General features: G+C 69.1%; 13 protein-coding genes and 1 pseudogene. 5 read left to right on the forward strand and 9 right to left on the reverse strand.

The genetic code is table 11. From position 1 onward, the window contains the following. Nucleotides 1-54 precede the first annotated feature (54 nt). From MCHT01_RS18750 to queF, 8 genes are all read right to left on the reverse strand, one after another. Nucleotides 55-2,061 (reverse strand): ATP-binding cassette domain-containing protein, encoded by a 2,007-nt coding sequence (locus MCHT01_RS18750; protein WP_067067290.1) that lies wholly within the window; start codon nucleotides 2,059-2,061, stop codon nucleotides 55-57. Beyond that, nucleotides 2,058-2,987 carry a 50S ribosomal protein L3 N(5)-glutamine methyltransferase gene (gene prmB / locus MCHT01_RS18755; RefSeq protein ID WP_245643417.1) on the reverse strand — a complete coding sequence of 310 codons (930 nt, stop codon included), beginning with the start codon at nucleotides 2,985-2,987 and terminating at the stop codon, nucleotides 2,058-2,060. Before prmB ends, MCHT01_RS18750 begins: the two co-directional genes overlap by 4 nt. After that, nucleotides 2,984-4,159 carry a succinyl-diaminopimelate desuccinylase gene (dapE, locus tag MCHT01_RS27475; protein WP_084452963.1) on the reverse strand — a complete coding sequence of 392 codons (1,176 nt, stop codon included), beginning with the start codon at nucleotides 4,157-4,159 and terminating at the stop codon, nucleotides 2,984-2,986. The genes prmB and dapE overlap by 4 nt, the downstream gene beginning before the upstream one ends. Before the next feature lie 13 nt (nucleotides 4,160-4,172). Continuing rightward, entirely contained in the window at nucleotides 4,173-5,336 is a 1,164-nt protein-coding gene (locus MCHT01_RS18765; protein WP_067067292.1) for a PilT/PilU family type 4a pilus ATPase, read from the reverse strand. Nucleotides 5,337-5,414: 78 nt separating this feature from the next. Continuing rightward, nucleotides 5,415-6,233, reverse strand: a complete 819-nt coding sequence (gene dapD / locus MCHT01_RS18770; protein WP_067067294.1) for a 2,3,4,5-tetrahydropyridine-2,6-dicarboxylate N-succinyltransferase — start codon at nucleotides 6,231-6,233, stop codon at nucleotides 5,415-5,417. Nucleotides 6,234-6,292: 59 nt separating this feature from the next. Beyond that, nucleotides 6,293-7,519, reverse strand: coding sequence for a succinyldiaminopimelate transaminase (dapC, locus tag MCHT01_RS18775; RefSeq protein WP_067067296.1), 1,227 nt, complete (start codon nucleotides 7,517-7,519; stop codon nucleotides 6,293-6,295). Between the two features lie 76 nt (nucleotides 7,520-7,595). Then, nucleotides 7,596-8,021 carry an SET domain-containing protein gene (locus MCHT01_RS18780; RefSeq protein ID WP_067067298.1) on the reverse strand — a complete coding sequence of 142 codons (426 nt, stop codon included), beginning with the start codon at nucleotides 8,019-8,021 and terminating at the stop codon, nucleotides 7,596-7,598. Nucleotides 8,022-8,032: 11 nt separating this feature from the next. Further along, nucleotides 8,033-8,464 carry a preQ(1) synthase gene (gene queF / locus MCHT01_RS18785; RefSeq protein WP_067067511.1) on the reverse strand — a complete coding sequence of 144 codons (432 nt, stop codon included), beginning with the start codon at nucleotides 8,462-8,464 and terminating at the stop codon, nucleotides 8,033-8,035. Nucleotides 8,465-8,816: 352 nt separating this feature from the next. Here queF and smc point away from each other — a divergent pair. From smc to MCHT01_RS18805, 4 genes and pseudogenes are all read left to right on the forward strand, one after another. After that, nucleotides 8,817-12,329, forward strand: a pseudogene (smc, locus tag MCHT01_RS18790) (chromosome segregation protein SMC). A gap of 58 nt (nucleotides 12,330-12,387) precedes the next feature. Next, nucleotides 12,388-13,488, forward strand: a complete 1,101-nt coding sequence (locus MCHT01_RS18795; RefSeq protein WP_174549068.1) for a cell division protein FtsZ — start codon at nucleotides 12,388-12,390, stop codon at nucleotides 13,486-13,488. Nucleotides 13,489-13,806: 318 nt separating this feature from the next. Continuing rightward, the gene (locus tag MCHT01_RS18800; protein ID WP_067067300.1) at nucleotides 13,807-14,211 is read left to right on the forward strand and encodes a hypothetical protein; all 405 of its coding nucleotides are present in this window, start codon (nucleotides 13,807-13,809) and stop codon (nucleotides 14,209-14,211) included. Continuing rightward, complete coding sequence (locus MCHT01_RS18805; RefSeq protein ID WP_067067302.1) at nucleotides 14,208-14,894, forward strand: RES domain-containing protein; 687 nt, start codon at nucleotides 14,208-14,210, stop codon at nucleotides 14,892-14,894. Before MCHT01_RS18800 ends, MCHT01_RS18805 begins: the two co-directional genes overlap by 4 nt. Here MCHT01_RS18805 and MCHT01_RS18810 read toward each other — a convergent pair. Beyond that, nucleotides 14,891-15,655 (reverse strand): phosphoribosyltransferase, encoded by a 765-nt coding sequence (locus tag MCHT01_RS18810; RefSeq protein ID WP_084452965.1) that lies wholly within the window; start codon nucleotides 15,653-15,655, stop codon nucleotides 14,891-14,893. The two genes, MCHT01_RS18805 and MCHT01_RS18810, sit on opposite strands and share 4 nt — an antisense overlap. Before the next feature lie 209 nt (nucleotides 15,656-15,864). Between MCHT01_RS18810 and ku the strand changes: the two genes are divergently transcribed. Continuing rightward, complete coding sequence (gene ku, locus MCHT01_RS26355) at nucleotides 15,865-16,887, forward strand: non-homologous end joining protein Ku (RefSeq protein ID WP_148661607.1); 1,023 nt, start codon at nucleotides 15,865-15,867, stop codon at nucleotides 16,885-16,887.

The following is a 16,887-nucleotide window of genomic DNA, read 5'->3' on the forward strand; positions in this document are numbered from 1 at the left end:
TGCGTCGCCGGGGCGTCCGGGTCGGGCAGGGCGCCAGCGCGCGGAACCTGAAGCTCAGCCCGCGGTCATGATCGCGTCCACCTGTTCGCTGAGCTCCAGCCAGCGCATCTCGGCTTCCTCGACCTCGTCGCCGATGGCCTTGAGGCGCTTGCCGGCGTCGGCGATCTGCGCGGGCGTCTGTCCAGCGCTCGAGAGCTGGGCCTCGAGCTTGGCGCGCTCGTCGTTCCAGGCCTTCATCTTGGCGTCGATCTGCTCCATCTCCTTGCGCAGCGGGCGGGTCTGCTCGTTGAGCTTCTGGCGCTCCTGGCCGCTGAGCTTGCGGTCCTCGCGCTTGGCGGGCGCGGGGGCAGGTGATGCGGCCGGCGCGGCGACGGGCGCCGCCACCGGCGCGGGAGCCGCGCCCGTGCCGGCACGCGCCGCGCGCAGCGCCTGCTTGGCTTCTTCCTTCGCCAGCTTGGCAGCTTCCTTGGATTGCTCCAGCAGCCAGCGCTGGTAGTCGTCCAGGTCGCCGTCGAAGGGCGCGAGCTTGCCATCGGCCACCAGCCAGAACTCGTCGCAGACCTCGCGCAGCAGCGCGCGATCGTGGCTGACCAGCATGACCGTGCCCTCGAACTCGTTGAGCGCCATGGACAGCGCCTCGCGGGTCTGCAGGTCCAGGTGGTTGGTCGGCTCGTCGAGCAGCAGCAGGTTGGGGCGTTGCCACACCAGCATCGCCAGCACCAGTCGTGCCTTCTCGCCGCCGGACAGGCTGCCCACCTCCTGGTTCACCATGTCGCCGACGAAGCGGAACTGGCCCAGGAAGTCGCGCAGTTCCTGCTCGCGGGCGTTCGGGCTGACTTCCTTGGCCAGCCGGATCATGTGCATCAGCGGGCCCTCGTCGGGCCGCAGCACGTCCATCTCCTGCTGGGCGAAGTAGCCGATCGACAGGCCCTTGCCCTCGGTGATCGTGCCACCCATGGCGCGCTGCATGCGGGCCACGGTCTTCACGAAGGTGGACTTGCCCTGGCCGTTCGCGCCCAGGATGCCGAAGCGCTGGCCGGCCAGCACCGAGCGGTCGATGCCGCGCACGATGACCTTCTCGCCCTCGTCGGTGTCGTAGCCGACCGAGACCGTGTCGAACATCAGCATCGGATTCGGGAGGTTCAGCGGCTCGCGGAACTCGAAGCTGAAGTCGGACGCGGTGAGCACCGGCGCCAGGCGCTCCATGCGCTCCAGCGCCTTGACGCGGCTCTGCGCCTGCTTGGCCTTGGAGGCCTTGGCCTTGAAGCGGTCGATGAACTTCTGCAGATGCGCCATGCGCTCCTGCTGCTTGTCGAAGGCCTGCTGCTGCTGGAGCATGCGCTCGGCGCGCATGGACTCGAAGGCCGTGTAGTTGCCGCCGTAGCGATGCAGCTTGGTCTCGTCCAGGTGCAGCGTGACCTTGGTGATCGCGTCCAGGAACTCGCGGTCGTGGCTGATGATGATCAGCGTGCCTTCGTAGCGCTGCAACCAGGCTTCCAGCCAGACCAGGGCGTCCAGGTCCAAGTGGTTGGTCGGCTCGTCCAGCAGCATCAGGTCGGACGGGCACATCAGCGCGCGCGCCAGCTGCAGGCGCATGCGCCAGCCGCCGGAGAAGCTGTTCACCGGCGCATCCACCTGCGCGCCCTTGAAGCCCAGACCCATCAGCAGCGCCTGGGCGCGGGCGGGTGCGTCGAGGCTGCCGGCGTCCATCAGCTGCGCGTAGGCGTCGGCGATGGCGTGGCCGTCGTCGGCGGCTTCCGCGTCGGCCAGGGCCTGGCGCGCGGCCATCAGGCGGACGTCACCCTCGAGCACGAACTCCGTCGCCGGCATCTCGGTCTCGGGCATGTTCTGCGCGACCTCGGCCAGTGCCCATTGGCGCGGGATCTCCACGTCGCCCTTGTCGCTGTGCAGGCGGTCGGTCAGCAGCGCGAAGAGGCTGGACTTGCCCGCGCCGTTGCGGCCGACCAGGCCGACCTTCTCGCCGGGTTGAAGGACGACGCTCGCGTCGTCGAGAACGATCTTGGTGCCGCGGCGCAGCACCACGTTGCGCAAGGTGATCATGCGGAAGCTCCTTGCGACGAAGCGCCCGAATCATTGGAATGGGTGGAGGCGCTGCCGAAGCCGCCGGCGACCAGGGCCTCGCGCGTCACGAGCAGCACCTGGTCCTCGCCGGAGGAGGTCTCCAGCCACGCGACTTCCAGTTGCGGGAAGGCGGCCTCGAAGAACTCGCGCTCGTTGCCGATTTCCAGCACGAGCACGCCCTGCGGCTTGAGCTGCGCGGGCGCGTCGGCCAGCAGCTGGCGGATGAAGTCCATGCCATCGGTGCCGCCGGCCAGCGCGAGCTCGGGCTCGGCGCGGTACTCGGCGGGGAGGGCGGCCATCGAGGCGCTGTTCACATAGGGCGGATTGCACAGGATCAGGTCGTACGGCCCTTGCGCCGGTTTCAGGCCGTCACCCTGCAGCAGTCGCACGCGATCGGCGAGCTGGTGGCGCTCGACGTTGATCTTGGCGACGGCGAGCGCGTCGGCGCTCAGGTCGATCGCGTCGACCGCCACGTCCGGCCAGGCCATCGCGGCCAGCACGGCCAGCGAGCCGTTGCCGGTGCACAGGTCCAGCACACGCGAGGTCTCATCGGACAGCCAGGCGTCGATGGTGGCGTCGGCCAGCAGTTCCGCGATGAAGCTGCGCGGCACGATGGCCCGCTCGTCGACATAGAAGGGGACGCCTTGCAGCCAGGCCTCGCGCGTCAGGTAGGCGGCGGGCTTGCGCGTGGTGATGCGCTCGGCGACCAGCGCCTCGGTCCTGGCGCGGCCGGCGTCGTCCACGACCTCCGTCTCGTGCTCGTCCAGCGCGTCCAGGGGCAGATCCAGCGCCCACAGCGCCAGCCAGGCGGCCTCGTCGAAGGCGTTCGTCGTGCCATGCCCAAACGAAACGCCCGCCTCGGAGAGGCGGGCGGCCTGGGCCTCGATCAATTCCAACAGCGTCACAGCAGCAAATTCTCCAGGGTGCGGCGGTAGATCCGGGTCAAGGGCCCGATCTGATCCAGCGGCACGTATTCGTCGATCTTGTGGATGCTCGCATTGAGCGGTCCGAATTCCACCACTTGCGGGCAGAGCTTGGCGATGAATCGCCCATCCGAGGTGCCGCCGGTCGTCGAGAGCTCGGTCGTCACGCCGGTTTCGGCCTCGATGGCCGCGGCCAGTCCGGCGGACAGCTCGCCCACCGGCGTCAGGAAGGGCTCGCCCGAGAGCGGCCATTCCAGCGCGTAGTCCAGGCCATGCCGGTCCAGCAGTGCCTGCACGCGCTGACGCAGGCCGTCGGCGGTCGATTCGGTCGAGAAGCGGAAGTTGAAGTCCACCACCAGTTCGCCCGGAATCACGTTGCCGGCGCCGGTACCGGCCGCGATGTTAGAGATCTGGAACGAGGTCGGCGGGAAGTCACCATTGCCGCCGTCCCATTCGGTCACGGCCAGCTCGGCCAGCGCGGGCGCGGCCTGGTGCACCGGGTTGCGGGCCAGATGCGGGTAAGCGACGTGGCCTTGCACGCCGATCACGCGCAGCTTGCCGGACAGCGAGCCGCGCCGGCCGTTCTTGACCGTGTCGCCGAGGCGCTCGACCGAGGTCGGTTCACCGACGATGCAGTAGTCCAGGCGCTCGCCGCGCTCGCGCAGGCGGTTCACGCAGACGACGGTGCCGTCGCGTGCCGGGCCTTCCTCATCGCTGGTGAGCAGGAAGGCAATCGCGCCGCGGTGGTCGGGGTGCTTCGCGACGAAGTCCTCGACCGCCACGACCATCGCCGCCAGCGAGGTCTTCATGTCCGCCGCGCCGCGTCCGTACAGACGGCCGCCGCGCACGGTGGGGACGAAGGGATCGCTGCTCCATTTGGAGAGATCGCCCGTGGGGACGACGTCGGTGTGGCCGGCGAAGACCAGCACCGGCGCGTCCGCGTCGCGACCGGGGCGCTTGGCCCACAGGTTGCTCACGCGGAAGTTCTCCGGGCCACTGTCCATGCGTTCCAGCGCGAAGCCGGCCGCGGCCAGCCGGGCGCCGATCAGCTCGAGGCAGCCGGCATCCTCGGGCGTCACCGAAGCGCGCGCGATCAGCTGCTCCAGCAGCTCCAGGGTCAGGTCGTCGGTCGAGCCGTCGGTCGAATGAGCCACGCGCGTCCCTCGCTCAGCCGGCCTGCACGTCGAGCGTGATCGAGGTGAAGCTGGCCTCGTCGTTGGCCGGCTCTTCCTTCTTCTGCGCGCCGGCGCCGGGCTTGCTGCCGGGCGCGTCGTTCTGCAGACGCCAGAGCAGGTTGGTCGGGCTGTCGGCGAAGGCCAGGCCTTCCTCGCGCGTGATCGTGCCCTCGGTGATGAGCTTGGCGAAGTGCTCCTCGAAGCTCTGCGAGCCCTCGGCGATGGACTTCTCCATCGCTTCCTTCACGCCGGCGAAGTCGCCTTGCTCGATCAGCTCCGAGATCAGCTTGGTGTTGAGCAGGATCTCGGTCACCGGGACGCGCCCCCCCGCGGCGGCGCGCACCAGGCGCTGCGAGATCACCGCCTTCAGGCCCGCGCCCAGGTCGTTCAGCATCGCCGGACGGGACTCCGGCGTGTAGAAGGACATGATCCGGTTGAGCGCGTGATAGCTGTTGTTGCCGTGCAGCGTGGCCACCACCAGGTGGCCCGACAGCGCGTACGAGATCGCGGCCGTCATGGTCTCGCGATCGCGGATCTCGCCGATCAGGATGCAGTCCGGGGCCTGGCGCAGCGCGTTCTTCAGCGCGATCTGCAGCGAGGCGGTGTCGCGGCCGACCTCGCGCTGATTCACCAGCGAGCGCTTGTTGGTGAACAGGTACTCGAGCGGGTCCTCGATGGTCAGGATGTGGCCCGACATCGTCTGGTTGCGGTGCTCCAGCATCGACGCGAGCGTGGTGCTCTTGCCGGTGCCGGTCGCGCCGACCATCAGGATCAGGCCGCGCTTCTCGGTGATCAGCTTGCCCAGCACCGGGGGGAGTCCCAGCGAGTCCAGCGTCGGGATCACATGCGGGATGTGGCGGAACACCGCCGCGATCGAGCCGCGCTGGCGGAAGCCGGACAGCCGGAAGCTGCCGACCTTGGGGATGGAGACCGCGAGGTTGAGCTCGCCGTTGGCGTCGAGCTCGGCCATCTGCTGGGGCTCGATGACCTCGGAGATCAGCGCGCGCGGCTGCGCCGGCGTCAGCAGCTGATCCGACAGCTGCAGCATCTGGCCGTTGATCCGGATCAGCACCGGCATGTTGGCGGACAGATAGGTGTCGGACGCGCCCTTCTCGGCCATCAGCCGCAGGATGCGCTCCATGTTTCCGGTGCTCATCTCCGTCCCTTCCTCGTCGACGTCATGGCGTCGGATCGTAGCGGTGGCACGGGGCCGGCCTCGGCCGGCCCGTGGGGTTCAGGCGCGCAGCAGGTCGTTGATGCTGGTCTTGGCGCGGGTGCCGGCGTCGACCTTCTTCACGATGATCGCGGCGTACAGGCTGTACTTGTCGTTCTTGGGCAGGCTGCCGCTGATCACGACGGAGCCGGCCGGGACGCGGCCGTAGCTGACGGTGTCGGTCTCGCGGTCGTAGATCGGGGTGCTCTGGCCGATGTACACGCCCATGGAGATCACCGAGTTCTCCTCGACGATCACGCCCTCGACGATCTCCGAGCGGGCGCCGATGAAGCAGTTGTCCTCGATGATGGTCGGGTTGGCCTGCAGCGGCTCCAGCACGCCGCCGATGCCGACGCCGCCGGACAGGTGGACGTTCTTGCCGATCTGGGCGCAGGAGCCGACGGTGGCCCAGGTGTCGACCATGGTGCCTTCATCGACGTAGGCGCCGATGTTGACGTACGAGGGCATCAGCACGACGTTCTTGGCCATGAAGCTGCCGCGGCGGGCGACGGCCGGCGGGACCACGCGCACGCCGGTGGCGCGCAGGGCCTCGTCGCTCATGCCGCCGAACTTGGTCGGGACCTTGTCGAAGAAGGTCATGTCGCCGGCGCCCATCTGGCGGTTGTCGTTCAGACGGAAGGACAGCAGCACGGCCTTCTTGACCCACTGGTGGACGGTCCACTCGCCGACGGCCTTGCGTTCGGCCACGCGCAGCGTGCCGTTGTCCAGGCGGGCCAGCACGTCGTCCACGGCGGCGCGGACTTCCGGGCTGTTGGCGGAGTTGAGGTTGGCGCGGCCTTCCCAGGCGAGGTCGATGATGGATTGCAGGTCTTGCGTCATGGCGGTTCCGGAGAAATCTGAGGAGAGGGAGTGATGTGAAGCGGGCAGCGAAGGCGGGCTCAGGCTGGCTTCACGAAGGATCGGATGCGGTGGGCGGCTTCCAGGCATTCGGCCTGTTCGGCCACCAGGGCCAGGCGGATGCGGCCGGCGCCGGGGTTGATGCCGTGGGCGTCGCGGGCCAGCAGACTGCCGGGCAGAACGCCGACATTGTATTGAGCGAGGAGCTGCTGGGCGAAGCCGATATCGTTACCGTCTGGCACTGCGGCCCACAGGTAGAAACCCGCGTCGGGCAGGGCGACGTCCAGCACCTCGGCCAGCACCGGCGTGACCGCCGCGAACTTGGCGCGGTACTGCGCGCGGTTGGCGATGACGTGCGCCTCGTCGTTCCAGGCGGCGATGCTGGCGGCCTGGATCATCGGGCTCATGGCCGAGCCGTGATAGGTCCGGTACAGCAGGAAGCGCTTGATCCACGTCGCGTCGCCGGCCACGAAGCCCGAGCGCATGCCCGGGACGTTCGAGCGCTTGGACAGGCTGGTGAAGGCGATCAGGTTGCGGTAGTCCGTGCGGCCCAGCTGCGCGGCGGCCTGCAGGCCGGACAGCGGCGCGGCGTCGGGGCCCTCGCGGAAATAGATCTCCGAGTAGCACTCGTCCGAGGCGATCACGAAACCGTGGCGGTCGCTGAGCTCGAACAGCGTCTTCCACTCGGACAGCGGCATGACCGCGCCGGTCGGGTTGCCGGGCGAGCAGACGAACAGCAGCTGGGTGCGGGCCCAGGTCGCGTCGTCGATCTGCGACCAGTCGGCGGCGAAGTTGCGCGTCGGGTCGGAGTTCGCGAAGGCCGGCTGGGCGCCCGCGAGCAGGGCCGCGCCCTCGTAGATTTGATAGAAGGGATTGGGGCAGACCACGGTCGCGCCGGGGCGGGCCGGGTCGACCACCACCTGCGCGAAGGCGAACAGCGCCTCGCGCGAGCCGTTGACGGGCAGCACCTGCGTGGCGGGGTCCAGCGCGAGTCCGTAGCGGCGCTGGATCCAGCCGGTGATGGCCTCGCGCAGCTTGGGATCGCCGGCGGTGGCGGGGTAGCTGGACAGGCCCTTGAGGTTGGCCATCAGCGCGTCCTCGACCAGCTTGGGCGCGGGGTGCTTGGGCTCGCCGATGCCCAGCGAGATGGGACGGTACTCGGGGTTCGGGACGATGCCCTGGGTCAGGGCACGCAGGCGCTCGAACGGGTAGGGGTTCAGCAGCGCCAGTCGTGGATTGACCGGCGGCGTGGCGGGAGTGGAGCTCATGCGCGAAATGATAGGCCGGCGAGGTGCGCGGCCGGGCGTCTCAGGGGTGCTTATGTCGACAACGAAGGGTTGTCGTTCAGAGCGCCCCTCGACACCCCTCGGCCCCGCACCGGCAAGCCAAGCGACCCTCGTGATGCGTCACGCCGTAGTCGACGGTGATCTCCGCGCCGGGCGCGAGGTCCTCCAGCGCGAAGAAGCTGACCTCGCCGTCCTCGACCTGGATGCGGGCGTTGGGGCGGCAGCTGTGGTTGGTGAAGCGCATCGCGTCCTGCGAGCGGCTGCAGTCGATCGCCCGCGCGGGCGAGAGCTCCACCAGCATCAGCCGCCGGCTCTCCTGCGCCCGGCGGCGCGCCTCCGCGACGGTGATCGATTCACCGGTCAGCAGGCCCAGCCGCGTGCCGGCGGGAATGGCCTCGGCCGCGAACACGCCGAAGCCGTCGATGCGGCTGCGCTTGAGCGCGACCGCGACGAACTGCGTGCGCGTGTCGTAGGCGAGGGCCATGCCTCCTCAGCTCAACGCAGCAGGCCGGTCTCGACACCGTGCGCCGGCAGGTCGACGGCCGGCAGCGGCTTCCAACCCTTCTTGCGGTGCTCGGTGACCACGTTCGTGTAGATGCCGCCGCGCACGTACCACTTGGCCGTGATGCGGATGAAGCGCGGATTCGTGACCTTCACGATGTCCTCGAGGATGGTGTTGGTCACCTTCTCGTGGAACGCGCCCTCGTCGCGGTAGCTCCAGAAGTACATCTTCAGGCTCTTGAGCTCGACGCAGAACTGGTCCGCGATCATGTCGATCGTGAAGTGCGCGAAGTCCGGCTGGCCCGTCAGCGGGCAGTGGCAGGTGAACTCCGGGATCTGGAACTGGATGACGTAATCGCGCTCCGGGGCCGGGTTTGGGAAGACGTGGATCTCCTTGCTCGGGCGGCTGGGCGGGTTGGGCGGCATCTCGCGCATCTTGGGCGCGACCGCGGTGTCGGCCTTGGAGGCCTTCGCCGGCTTGGCGGGTTTCGCGGCCTTGTCGGCCTTGATCGGGGCGATCATCTTCAGCGGGGTCGCCTTGAGCGTCGACGATGCGGCAGCCTTCGCGGCCGGCTTGGCGGGGGTGTTCTTGGCCATGGGAGCAGGAATGGAATTCTGGGGCCGGACGGGTCGCTGCTTCAGAGGGCGGCGACGGCCGGAAGAGGAAGGGCGCGATGTTATCATCCGCCGCGAACCGGACGCCCCTTCATGGGGCGTTTCCACAATCAAATCAAAGGCTTAGCTCAACTTCGGGCCAGGTCATGGTTCGAACGTCTCGATGCGACTGAACTCGATCAAGCTCTCGGGCTTCAAGTCCTTTGCCGATCCGACCAACTTCCAGCTGCCTGGCCAGCTGGTCGGCGTGGTCGGTCCCAACGGCTGCGGCAAGTCCAACATCATGGACGCGGTGCGCTGGGTGCTGGGCGAAAGCAAGGCCAGCGAACTGCGTGGCGAGTCCATGCAGGACGTGATCTTCAACGGCTCGGGCAACCGCAAGCCCGCCAGCCGCTCCAGCGTGGAACTCGTGTTCGACAACGCCAGCGCGCGCGCCGGCGGCCAGTGGAACCAGTTCACCGAGATCGCCGTCAAGCGCGTGCTCACGCGCGACGGCACGTCCAGCTACTTCATCAACAACCAGCCGGTGCGCCGGCGTGACGTGCAGGACGTGTTCCTGGGCACGGGCCTGGGCCCGCGCGCCTACGCCATCATCGGCCAGGGCACGATCAGCCGGATCATCGAATCCAAGCCCGAGGAACTGCGCATGTTCCTCGAGGAAGCCGCGGGCGTTTCCAAGTACAAGGAGCGCCGCCGCGAGACCGAGAACCGCCTCAAGGACACGCGCGAGAACCTGACCCGCGTCGAGGACATCCTGCGCGAGCTCAACAGCAATCTCGAGAAGCTGGAGCGCCAGGCCGAGGTCGCCGCGAACTACCGCCACCTGCAGGAGCAGGGCACGCTGAAGCTGCATCAGCTGTGGTTCCTCAAGCACCGCGACGCGGCCGGCGAATCGGCGCGCGTGAAGACCGAGCACTCGGAGGCGGTCAACGCCCTCGAGGCCAAGATGGCCGAGCTGCGCCAGATCGAGGCGGAGCTGGAAACCGTCCGCCAGGCCCACTACGCCGCGGGCGACGAGCTCCACGCCGAGCAGGGCCGCATGGCCGAGGCGCAGATGGCGGTGAGCCGGCTCGAGGAACGCATCCGCTACGTGGTCGAGGGCCGCCAGCGTCTGGAGCAGCGGCTGATCGAGCTGCAGGCGCAGAACCAGCAATGGCAGGAGCGCGCCGAGCAGGCGCAGGCCGAGCTCGACGAGGTCGCGACCCAGATCGCCCAGGCCGAGGAGCAGAGCGAAATCCTCGCGGCCCAGGCCGAGGATCAGGCGATGAAGCTGCCCGAGGTCGAGGACCAGGTGCGCGCCGCGCAGGCCCGCGCCAACGAGCAGCGCACGCAGGTGACGCAGGTCCAGCAGCAGATCCAGGTGCTGGCGGCCGAGAGCCGCAGCGTGGACGAGCAGCTCAAGGGCCTGCGCGGCCGCCGCGACCGGCTGGGCCAGGAGCGCCAAGGCCTGGCGGCGCCGCAGCATGACAAGCTGGACGAGATCCGCCGGCTGTCGACGGCCGCGGACGAGCAGCAGGCCGTCGCCGACGCGCGGCTGGCGGAGCTCGCCGAAGCGGTGCCCGCCGCCGACGAGACACGCCAGCAGGCCCAGCAGGAATCGCAGCAGCAAGCCGCCAAGCTGACCGACATCGTCGCCCGCCTGACCGCGCTGCGCGCGCTGCAGGAGAAGGTGCAGACCGAGGGCAAGCTCAAGCCCTGGCTGGCCAAGCATGGCCTGCAGGACATCAAGGGCCTGTGGACGCAACTGCACGTCACGCCGGGCTGGGAGAACGCGCTGGAGGCCGCGCTGCGCGAGCGCATGGGCGCGCTGTCGGTGGGCCGGCTGGAGACGGTGCAGGCCTTCGCGTCCGACGCGCCACCGGCGCGATTGGCCTTCTATTCGCTGCCCTCGGGCGAGATCGCCAACACGCATCGCGCGCTGGCGCCGCTGAGCGATCTGCTCAAGCTGGAGTCCAACGGCCTGAAGGCCTTGATGAACGACTGGCTGGAAGGCGTGTACACGGCGGAGTCCATCGCGCAGGCGCTGCAGGACCGGCCCAAGCTCAGCCATGGCGAGGTCATCATGACCCGCGAAGGCCACGCGGTGAGCCAGTTCGCGGTCAGCTTCTATGCGCCGGACAGCGAGACCGCCGGTCTGCTGGCGCGCGCGCAGGAGATCGAGAACCTGGATCGCGAGCAGCGCGCCCAGACGCTGATGGCCGACGAGGCCCGCGCCCAGGCCATCCGCGCCGAGGCCGCCTACACCGAAGCCGCTCAGCGCCTGTCGGTGCTGCGCCGCGAGGCCACCGAGACGCAAGGCCGCGCGCATCAACTGCAGGTCGAGCTGCTGCGTCTGGCGCAGCAGACCGAGGCCGCGGTGGCGCGTCGCACCCAGCTGGACGAGGAGATCGGCGAGATCGACGCCCAGACCGAGGCGCTGATGGAGCGCCGCATGGAGGGCTAGGCGCGCTTCGAGGAGCTGGACATGCAGCTCGCGACGACGCAGGAGAAGCACGCCGAGCTCGACGAATCCGTGATCAACGCGGAGCGCAAGCTGACCGAGGCGCGCGAGCATCAGCGCGTGCTGGAGCGGCGCGCGCAGGAAGCGGTCTTCAGCGCCCGCGCGCTGGCGGCCAAGCGCGGCGAGCTGCAGCGCGCGATCGAGACCTCGCGCCAGCAGGTGCAGGTCAACGAGCAGACGGTGCAGAACATGGCGCAGGAGCGCGCCGAGCTGGACGACGCCGCGGCGCAGGCCGGGCTGGAGGACGCGCTGGCCGTGCGCATGGAACGCGAGCAGGCGCTGGCCGCCGTGCGCGCCAACTACGACGACCTCAGCCTGCGCCTGAAACGCGCCGAGGAAGGCCGCATGGGCATCGAGCGCGCGCTCGATCCGCTGCGCGAGCGCATCACCAAGTTGCAGCTGGACGAGCAGGCCGCCTCGCTGGGCGGCGCGCAGTTCATGGAGCAACTGGTCGCCGCCAACGTCGATCTGGAGGCGCTTGGCAAGGTCATCGAGGAGGGCGGCGTCAAGCTCTACGGCCTGCAGGGCGAGATCGACCGCATCACCCGCGACATCGCGGCGCTGGGCGCGGTCAACCTGGCGGCGCTGGACGAGCTGGGCGCGGCGCGAGAGCGCAAGACCTTCCTGGACTCGCAGTTCGGCGACCTGACCAGCGCGATCACGACGCTGGAGGACGCGATCCACAAGATCGACCTGGAGACGCGTGACCTGCTGGGCGCGACCTTCACGCAGGTCAACGACCATTTCGGCCGCATGTTCCCGAGCCTGTTCGGCGGCGGCCAGGCCAAGCTGGTCATGACCGGCGACGAGATCCTGGACGCGGGCGTGCAGGTGATGGCGCAGCCGCCGGGCAAGAAGAACTCGACCATCCACCTGCTGTCGGGCGGCGAGAAGGCGCTGACCGCGATCGCGCTGGTGTTCGCGATCTTCCAGCTGAACCCGGCCCCGTTCTGTCTGCTGGACGAGGTCGACGCGCCGCTGGACGACGCCAACACTGAGCGCTATGCACGGCTGGTGGCGGAGATGAGCAAGATCACGCAGTTCCTGTTCATCTCGCACAACAAGATCGCCATGGAGATGGCCGAGCAGTTGATCGGCGTGACCATGCAGGAGCAGGGCGTGTCGCGGATCGTGGCGGTGGACATGGAGTCCGCGCTGGCGATGGCGGAGCAATGAGGATGACGACGGCGATCGCGGCGCGGGGCGCGCGCGGGGCCGCAGGAGCAATGACGCGATGACGACGGACTGGAACCTGACGACGCTGCTGGCAGCGCTGGGCGGCGTGGTGCTGGTGGGCCTGCTGGCGCAGGGCTGGTGGAGCGCGCGCAAGGCGGGCCCGCGCCGCGCCGAGCCGGTGACGCCGGCGGGCGACCGCCACGAGCCCAGCCTGGGTGCGAACGGCGCGGCGGGCGGCGAGCCCCCCATCACGCTGGACGGCCACGAGGCGGGCGGGCTGCCGGATCTGCGCACGCTGGACGAGACCGTGCCGGCGGTGGCGCGCGCGCGCAAGGCCTCGACGCGCATCGACGCGCTGATCGACGCGATCGCGACGCTGACGCCCGAGTCGCCGGTGAGCGGCGAGATGGCCTTGTCGCACCTGCCGGGCAGCCGGCGCGCGGGGACCAAGCCCTTCCAGGTCGAAGGCCTGAACGCCGACAGCGGCGAGTGGGAGCTGCCGCATCCCGGCCAGCGCTACACCGAGTTCCAGGCCGGCCTGCAGATGGCCAACCGCAGCGGCGCGCTCAACGAGATCGAGTACTCCGAGTTCGTGCAGAAGATCCAGGGCTTCGCGGACGGTGTCGGCGCGATGCCGGAGTTCCCCGACATGCTGGACGTAGTGGCGCGGGCGCGCGAGCTGGACCAGTTCGCCGCCGGTCACGACGCGCAGCTCGCGATCGTGCTGCGCGCGCGCGGCGCGGCGTGGACGCTGGGCTTCGTGCAGCAGGGCGCGCTGCGTCACGGCTTCGTGCCGGGCGCGATCCCGGGCCGCCTGGTGCTGCCGGCGGCCGAGGAGGGCGCGCCGCCGCTGCTGACGCTGAACTTCGACGCGCAGGCGGCGCTGGCGGACGATCCGCAGACCTCGTCGCTGCGGGACCTGACCCTGTCGCTGGACGTGTTGCAGACGCCGGAGGCGCTGGAACCCTTCGCCACCTGGCAGGAATCGGCGCGCAGCCTGGCGCGCGACTTCGAGGCCGACGTCTGCGACGACCGCGGCCAGGTCCTGAACCTGCACGCCTTCCAGTCCATCGGACAGGAGCTGGCGGAGCTCTACAAGTCGCTGGCCGCGCGTGACCTGACGGCGGGCAGCGCCGTGGCGCGCCGCTTGTTCAGCTGAGCGCACGTCTTCCAGCACTTCGAGTCACCCGGCCCTCATTTGTCGATGGTCCCGGGGCGACTTCACAGATGAATCGGTGATCGATCGCGCGTCACCCCTTCGGCACAGTCAGAACCTTCTGTGTTGACGGGCGTCGCTCCAGCAATGGGGGACGAGTGGGACGTGGTGGAAGCTCATGAATTCGCATCGCAGGTGGGCGCGCCTGCATCGAGACGGGTCAGTACCGCATGCTGGCCATACAGGAAGCCTAGGGAACGAGCCCCTGAATGCGAGCCGGACCTCTTCATCCAGGCGACAACCTACGGGTCGATCGGACAGTTGGCGGCGCTGTTGAAGGTGACCCCAGAGGAGGTCGCGGAACTGGAGACGCGAGGGCGGCTGCTCAGCGTGCCGCCGAGTTCACGGCCCAGCCGGGACTACCCGTTGTATCAGGCCCTGCCTGGGGTGGTCGGGCCGCCCTTGGAAGCCGTGCTTGAGCTATTTCTTCGCGCCAGGAACGCGGGAGAGATTCACATCGCCAACTGGGAGATGGCGTCGTTCTTCTTGATCCCGACGCCGTTCCTGGTCTGGCTCACCCCTTTGGAGGTGATGCTTGGCCAACGGGTCTACGACGACCCCCTGGAGCAGGAGGCGGCATGGCTGCTGCGACAGGACGCCGCCTTCCGCATCCGGGCGGCGCTGGCGGCAGCCCACGACGAGTCCATGCACCGGAGGTCGCCATGACCCAGACGCGCATGACGCCTCCCAGCCTGCCCCCATTCAAGGGGCATCATCTCCAGCTGGAGTTGGTCGACCCGGGCAGCGTGCGTCTGATTCGCGCCTATGAGCACCCAATGGGGGACTGGCATCCGGCACCCGTGGAGTTCCGGCGCAATCATGTGGATCCGCCACCGGGCTATGGCGATGCCTTCGCCATGCTCTATACGGCGAGCAACATCCAAGCGGCGGCGACCGAAGTGCGCGCAATGTGGTGGGACCCTCGGCTGGGGCGCAGCTTCTGGTGTCCAAAGGCCGCGGCCGCGCATCGTGTCGCGCGCTTCGAACTCGAATCGCCCGGATTGTTCATCCCGATCGACGGCCCCAATCGCATGGTCTTCGGTCTTCAAGGTCGATACGACCCGAGCTATGAGACCTCCCGATGGGTGGCGCTTGCACTGTTCAGAAGGTACGGCCACCTGGCCCACGGGCTGAGCTACGAATCCTTTCATCGCTTTCAACCGGGTCGCGTCTACGCGATCTGGCACTCGAGAAAGGAAGGCTTGCTGCTCCGCTCGAAGGATGGGCACCCTGCCGTCATCGATGACCCCGAGTGGCGAGCGTTTCTGGGGGCGCATCCGGAGGTCGAGCGGCAACCGGGAGCGCGGGGAGAGGGGTGGGTGGAGGCGCTCGATGGCGTGTCCATCTAAGGGTAAGGCGACGAAGCCCCGTGATCCTCGCTTGGGTGTTGGTCCAGCAAGCGCCGCACCTCCTCATCCGACGTCTGCTCGAACCTCGCATACCACTCCCCGACGGATCGGAAGCGTTCCGGCGTGTGGCCGCAGATCACCTCATCCGCGTCCTGCCCGAGGAGGGGACAGGTTTCCGGCGCCGCGACCGGGACCGCGACCACGATGCGCGCCGGACGCATCTCCCGCAGCGCCTGCACGCCTGCGCGCATGGTCGCCCCTGTGGCCATGCCGTCGTCCACCAGGATCACCTGACGGCCGCGCACGATGGGCGGCGGCCGATCGCCGCGATACAGCTTCTCGCGTCGATGCAGCTCCCGCAGCTCCGCACGGGTGACGATGTCGATGGCGGCGTAGCTCAGCTTCAGTTGCTGGATCACCTGCGTGTTGAGCACGCGGACGTCGCCGGTCGCGATGGCGCCCATCGCGTACTCCGGCTGGCCGGGCAGACCCAGCTTGCGGACCACCAGGACATCCAGCGGCGCTCCCAGCGTCCGCGCGATCTCGGCGGCCACCGGCACACCTCCGCGTGGCAACGCCAGCACCAGCACGTCCTCGCGCCCCGCGTAGCCGGCCAGTCGCTGCGCCAACGCGCGTCCACCTTCTAGGCGATCCGCGTACAGCGGCCCACGTGACGCGCTCGCCCGCGGATGACCGTCGCTGACGGACAAGCGGTCGGTCGTCGGGAGGTGCGGGAGCAGGGCGTGGGTCTCTGGCGTCATGTCGGTCTCGAAGCGCGGCTCCGCGGAGTCGCCGATCTCTTCGTCAGAGCAAGGCGGGTGCCCGATGGCGACCTGACGAGCGAAACGAGGCTCCTCGTCATCGGTCCCGCCTCGCGCCGACCGGGAGCGACCACCGCGCCTCGCGCGTGGGCGCGTCGCTTGCCGCATGGCAACTCCCGTCGCGTCGCCGACTCGCCATCGAGGTCCGCATGCCCACTCGCGCCGCTGCTTCGAGCACCCGTTCCCACGCCCCCCGCAAGGCGCCCCCGCGCGCCGCCGCTCCCGCGCGCAAGCGGGCCTCCAACGCGGACCACGCCGGACATGGCGGACACCGATCCGGCCCAACGGGTCACGGCAAGTCCTCCGACGCCAAGACCGCCCGCGGCGACAGCGACACCGCGCCCGCCGCGCGCCGCGCGATCTGGAAGGGCGCGATCAGCTTCGGTCTGCTGCATGTGCCGGTGGCGCTGTATCCCGCGTCGCGCGACCAGGGCGTGGACTTCGACTGGCTGGACAAGCGCAGCATGGACCCGGTCGGCTACAAGCGCATCAACAAGCGCACCGGCAAGGACATCGACAAGGCGCAGATCGTCAAGGGCGTGAGGCAGGACAACGGCGATTACGTGCTCGTCTCCGACGACGAGATCCGCAAGGCCTATCCCACGACCACGCAGACCATCGAGATCGAGACCTTCGTGCCCGCCACGCAGGTCTCCTTCGTCTATCTGGAGAAGCCGTACTACCTCGAACCGGTCGGCAAGGCGAGCAAGGTCTACGCCTTGCTGCGCGAGGCGATGGCGGACTCCGGTCTGATCGCGATCGCGCGGCTGGTGATCCACAGCAAGGAGCACCTGGCCGCGCTGCTGCCGGCCGGGCCGGCGCTGATGATCGGGATGCTGCGCTGGGCCAACGAGATCCGTCCTTGCGAGGACCTGAACCTCCCGGCCGAAGGCAAGTCCGCGCACGGCTTCAAGGCGGCGGAGCTGCAGATGGCGCGCCAGCTCATCGACGAGATGAGCACCGACTGGCACCCCGAGGACTATCACGACGAGTTCACCGCCGCGATCCGGCGGTTGATCGCGCGCAAGGTCGAGCAGGGCAAGACCGAGACCGTCACGCCGCTGGAGGCCGAACCCGACACGGGCGCCCGCGAGGAGGGCGGCAAGGTGGTCGACCTGACCGAGCTGCTGCGTCGCAGCCTGGGTGGGAAGAAGAAGCCCAAGGCGGCCTGA

Source organism: Mitsuaria chitosanitabida ATCC BAA-476 = NBRC 102408 (assembly GCF_001598255.1).
Classification (GTDB): Bacteria; Pseudomonadota; Gammaproteobacteria; order Burkholderiales; family Burkholderiaceae_C; genus Roseateles; species Roseateles chitosanitabidus.

What these genes read in the sequence shown, in the direction of transcription:
- MCHT01_RS18750 (WP_067067290.1), bottom strand. Translation starts at nt 2,061, where the DNA reads ATGATCACCTTGCGCAACGTGGTGCTGCGCCGCGGCACCAAGATCGTT.
- MCHT01_RS18765 (WP_067067292.1), bottom strand. Translation starts at nt 5,336, where the DNA reads ATGAGCACCGGAAACATGGAGCGCATCCTGCGGCTGATGGCCGAGAAG.
- dapD (WP_067067294.1), bottom strand. Translation starts at nt 6,233, where the DNA reads ATGACGCAAGACCTGCAATCCATCATCGACCTCGCCTGGGAAGGCCGC.
- dapC (WP_067067296.1), bottom strand. Translation starts at nt 7,519, where the DNA reads ATGAGCTCCACTCCCGCCACGCCGCCGGTCAATCCACGACTGGCGCTG.
- MCHT01_RS18780 (WP_067067298.1), bottom strand. Translation starts at nt 8,021, where the DNA reads ATGGCCCTCGCCTACGACACGCGCACGCAGTTCGTCGCGGTCGCGCTC.
- queF (WP_067067511.1), bottom strand. Translation starts at nt 8,464, where the DNA reads ATGCCGCCCAACCCGCCCAGCCGCCCGAGCAAGGAGATCCACGTCTTC.
- MCHT01_RS18795 (WP_174549068.1), top strand. Translation starts at nt 12,388, where the DNA reads ATGACGACGGACTGGAACCTGACGACGCTGCTGGCAGCGCTGGGCGGC.
- MCHT01_RS18805 (WP_067067302.1), top strand. Translation starts at nt 14,208, where the DNA reads ATGACCCAGACGCGCATGACGCCTCCCAGCCTGCCCCCATTCAAGGGG.
- MCHT01_RS18810 (WP_084452965.1), bottom strand. Translation starts at nt 15,655, where the DNA reads ATGACGCCAGAGACCCACGCCCTGCTCCCGCACCTCCCGACGACCGAC.
- ku (WP_148661607.1), top strand. Translation starts at nt 15,865, where the DNA reads ATGCCCACTCGCGCCGCTGCTTCGAGCACCCGTTCCCACGCCCCCCGC.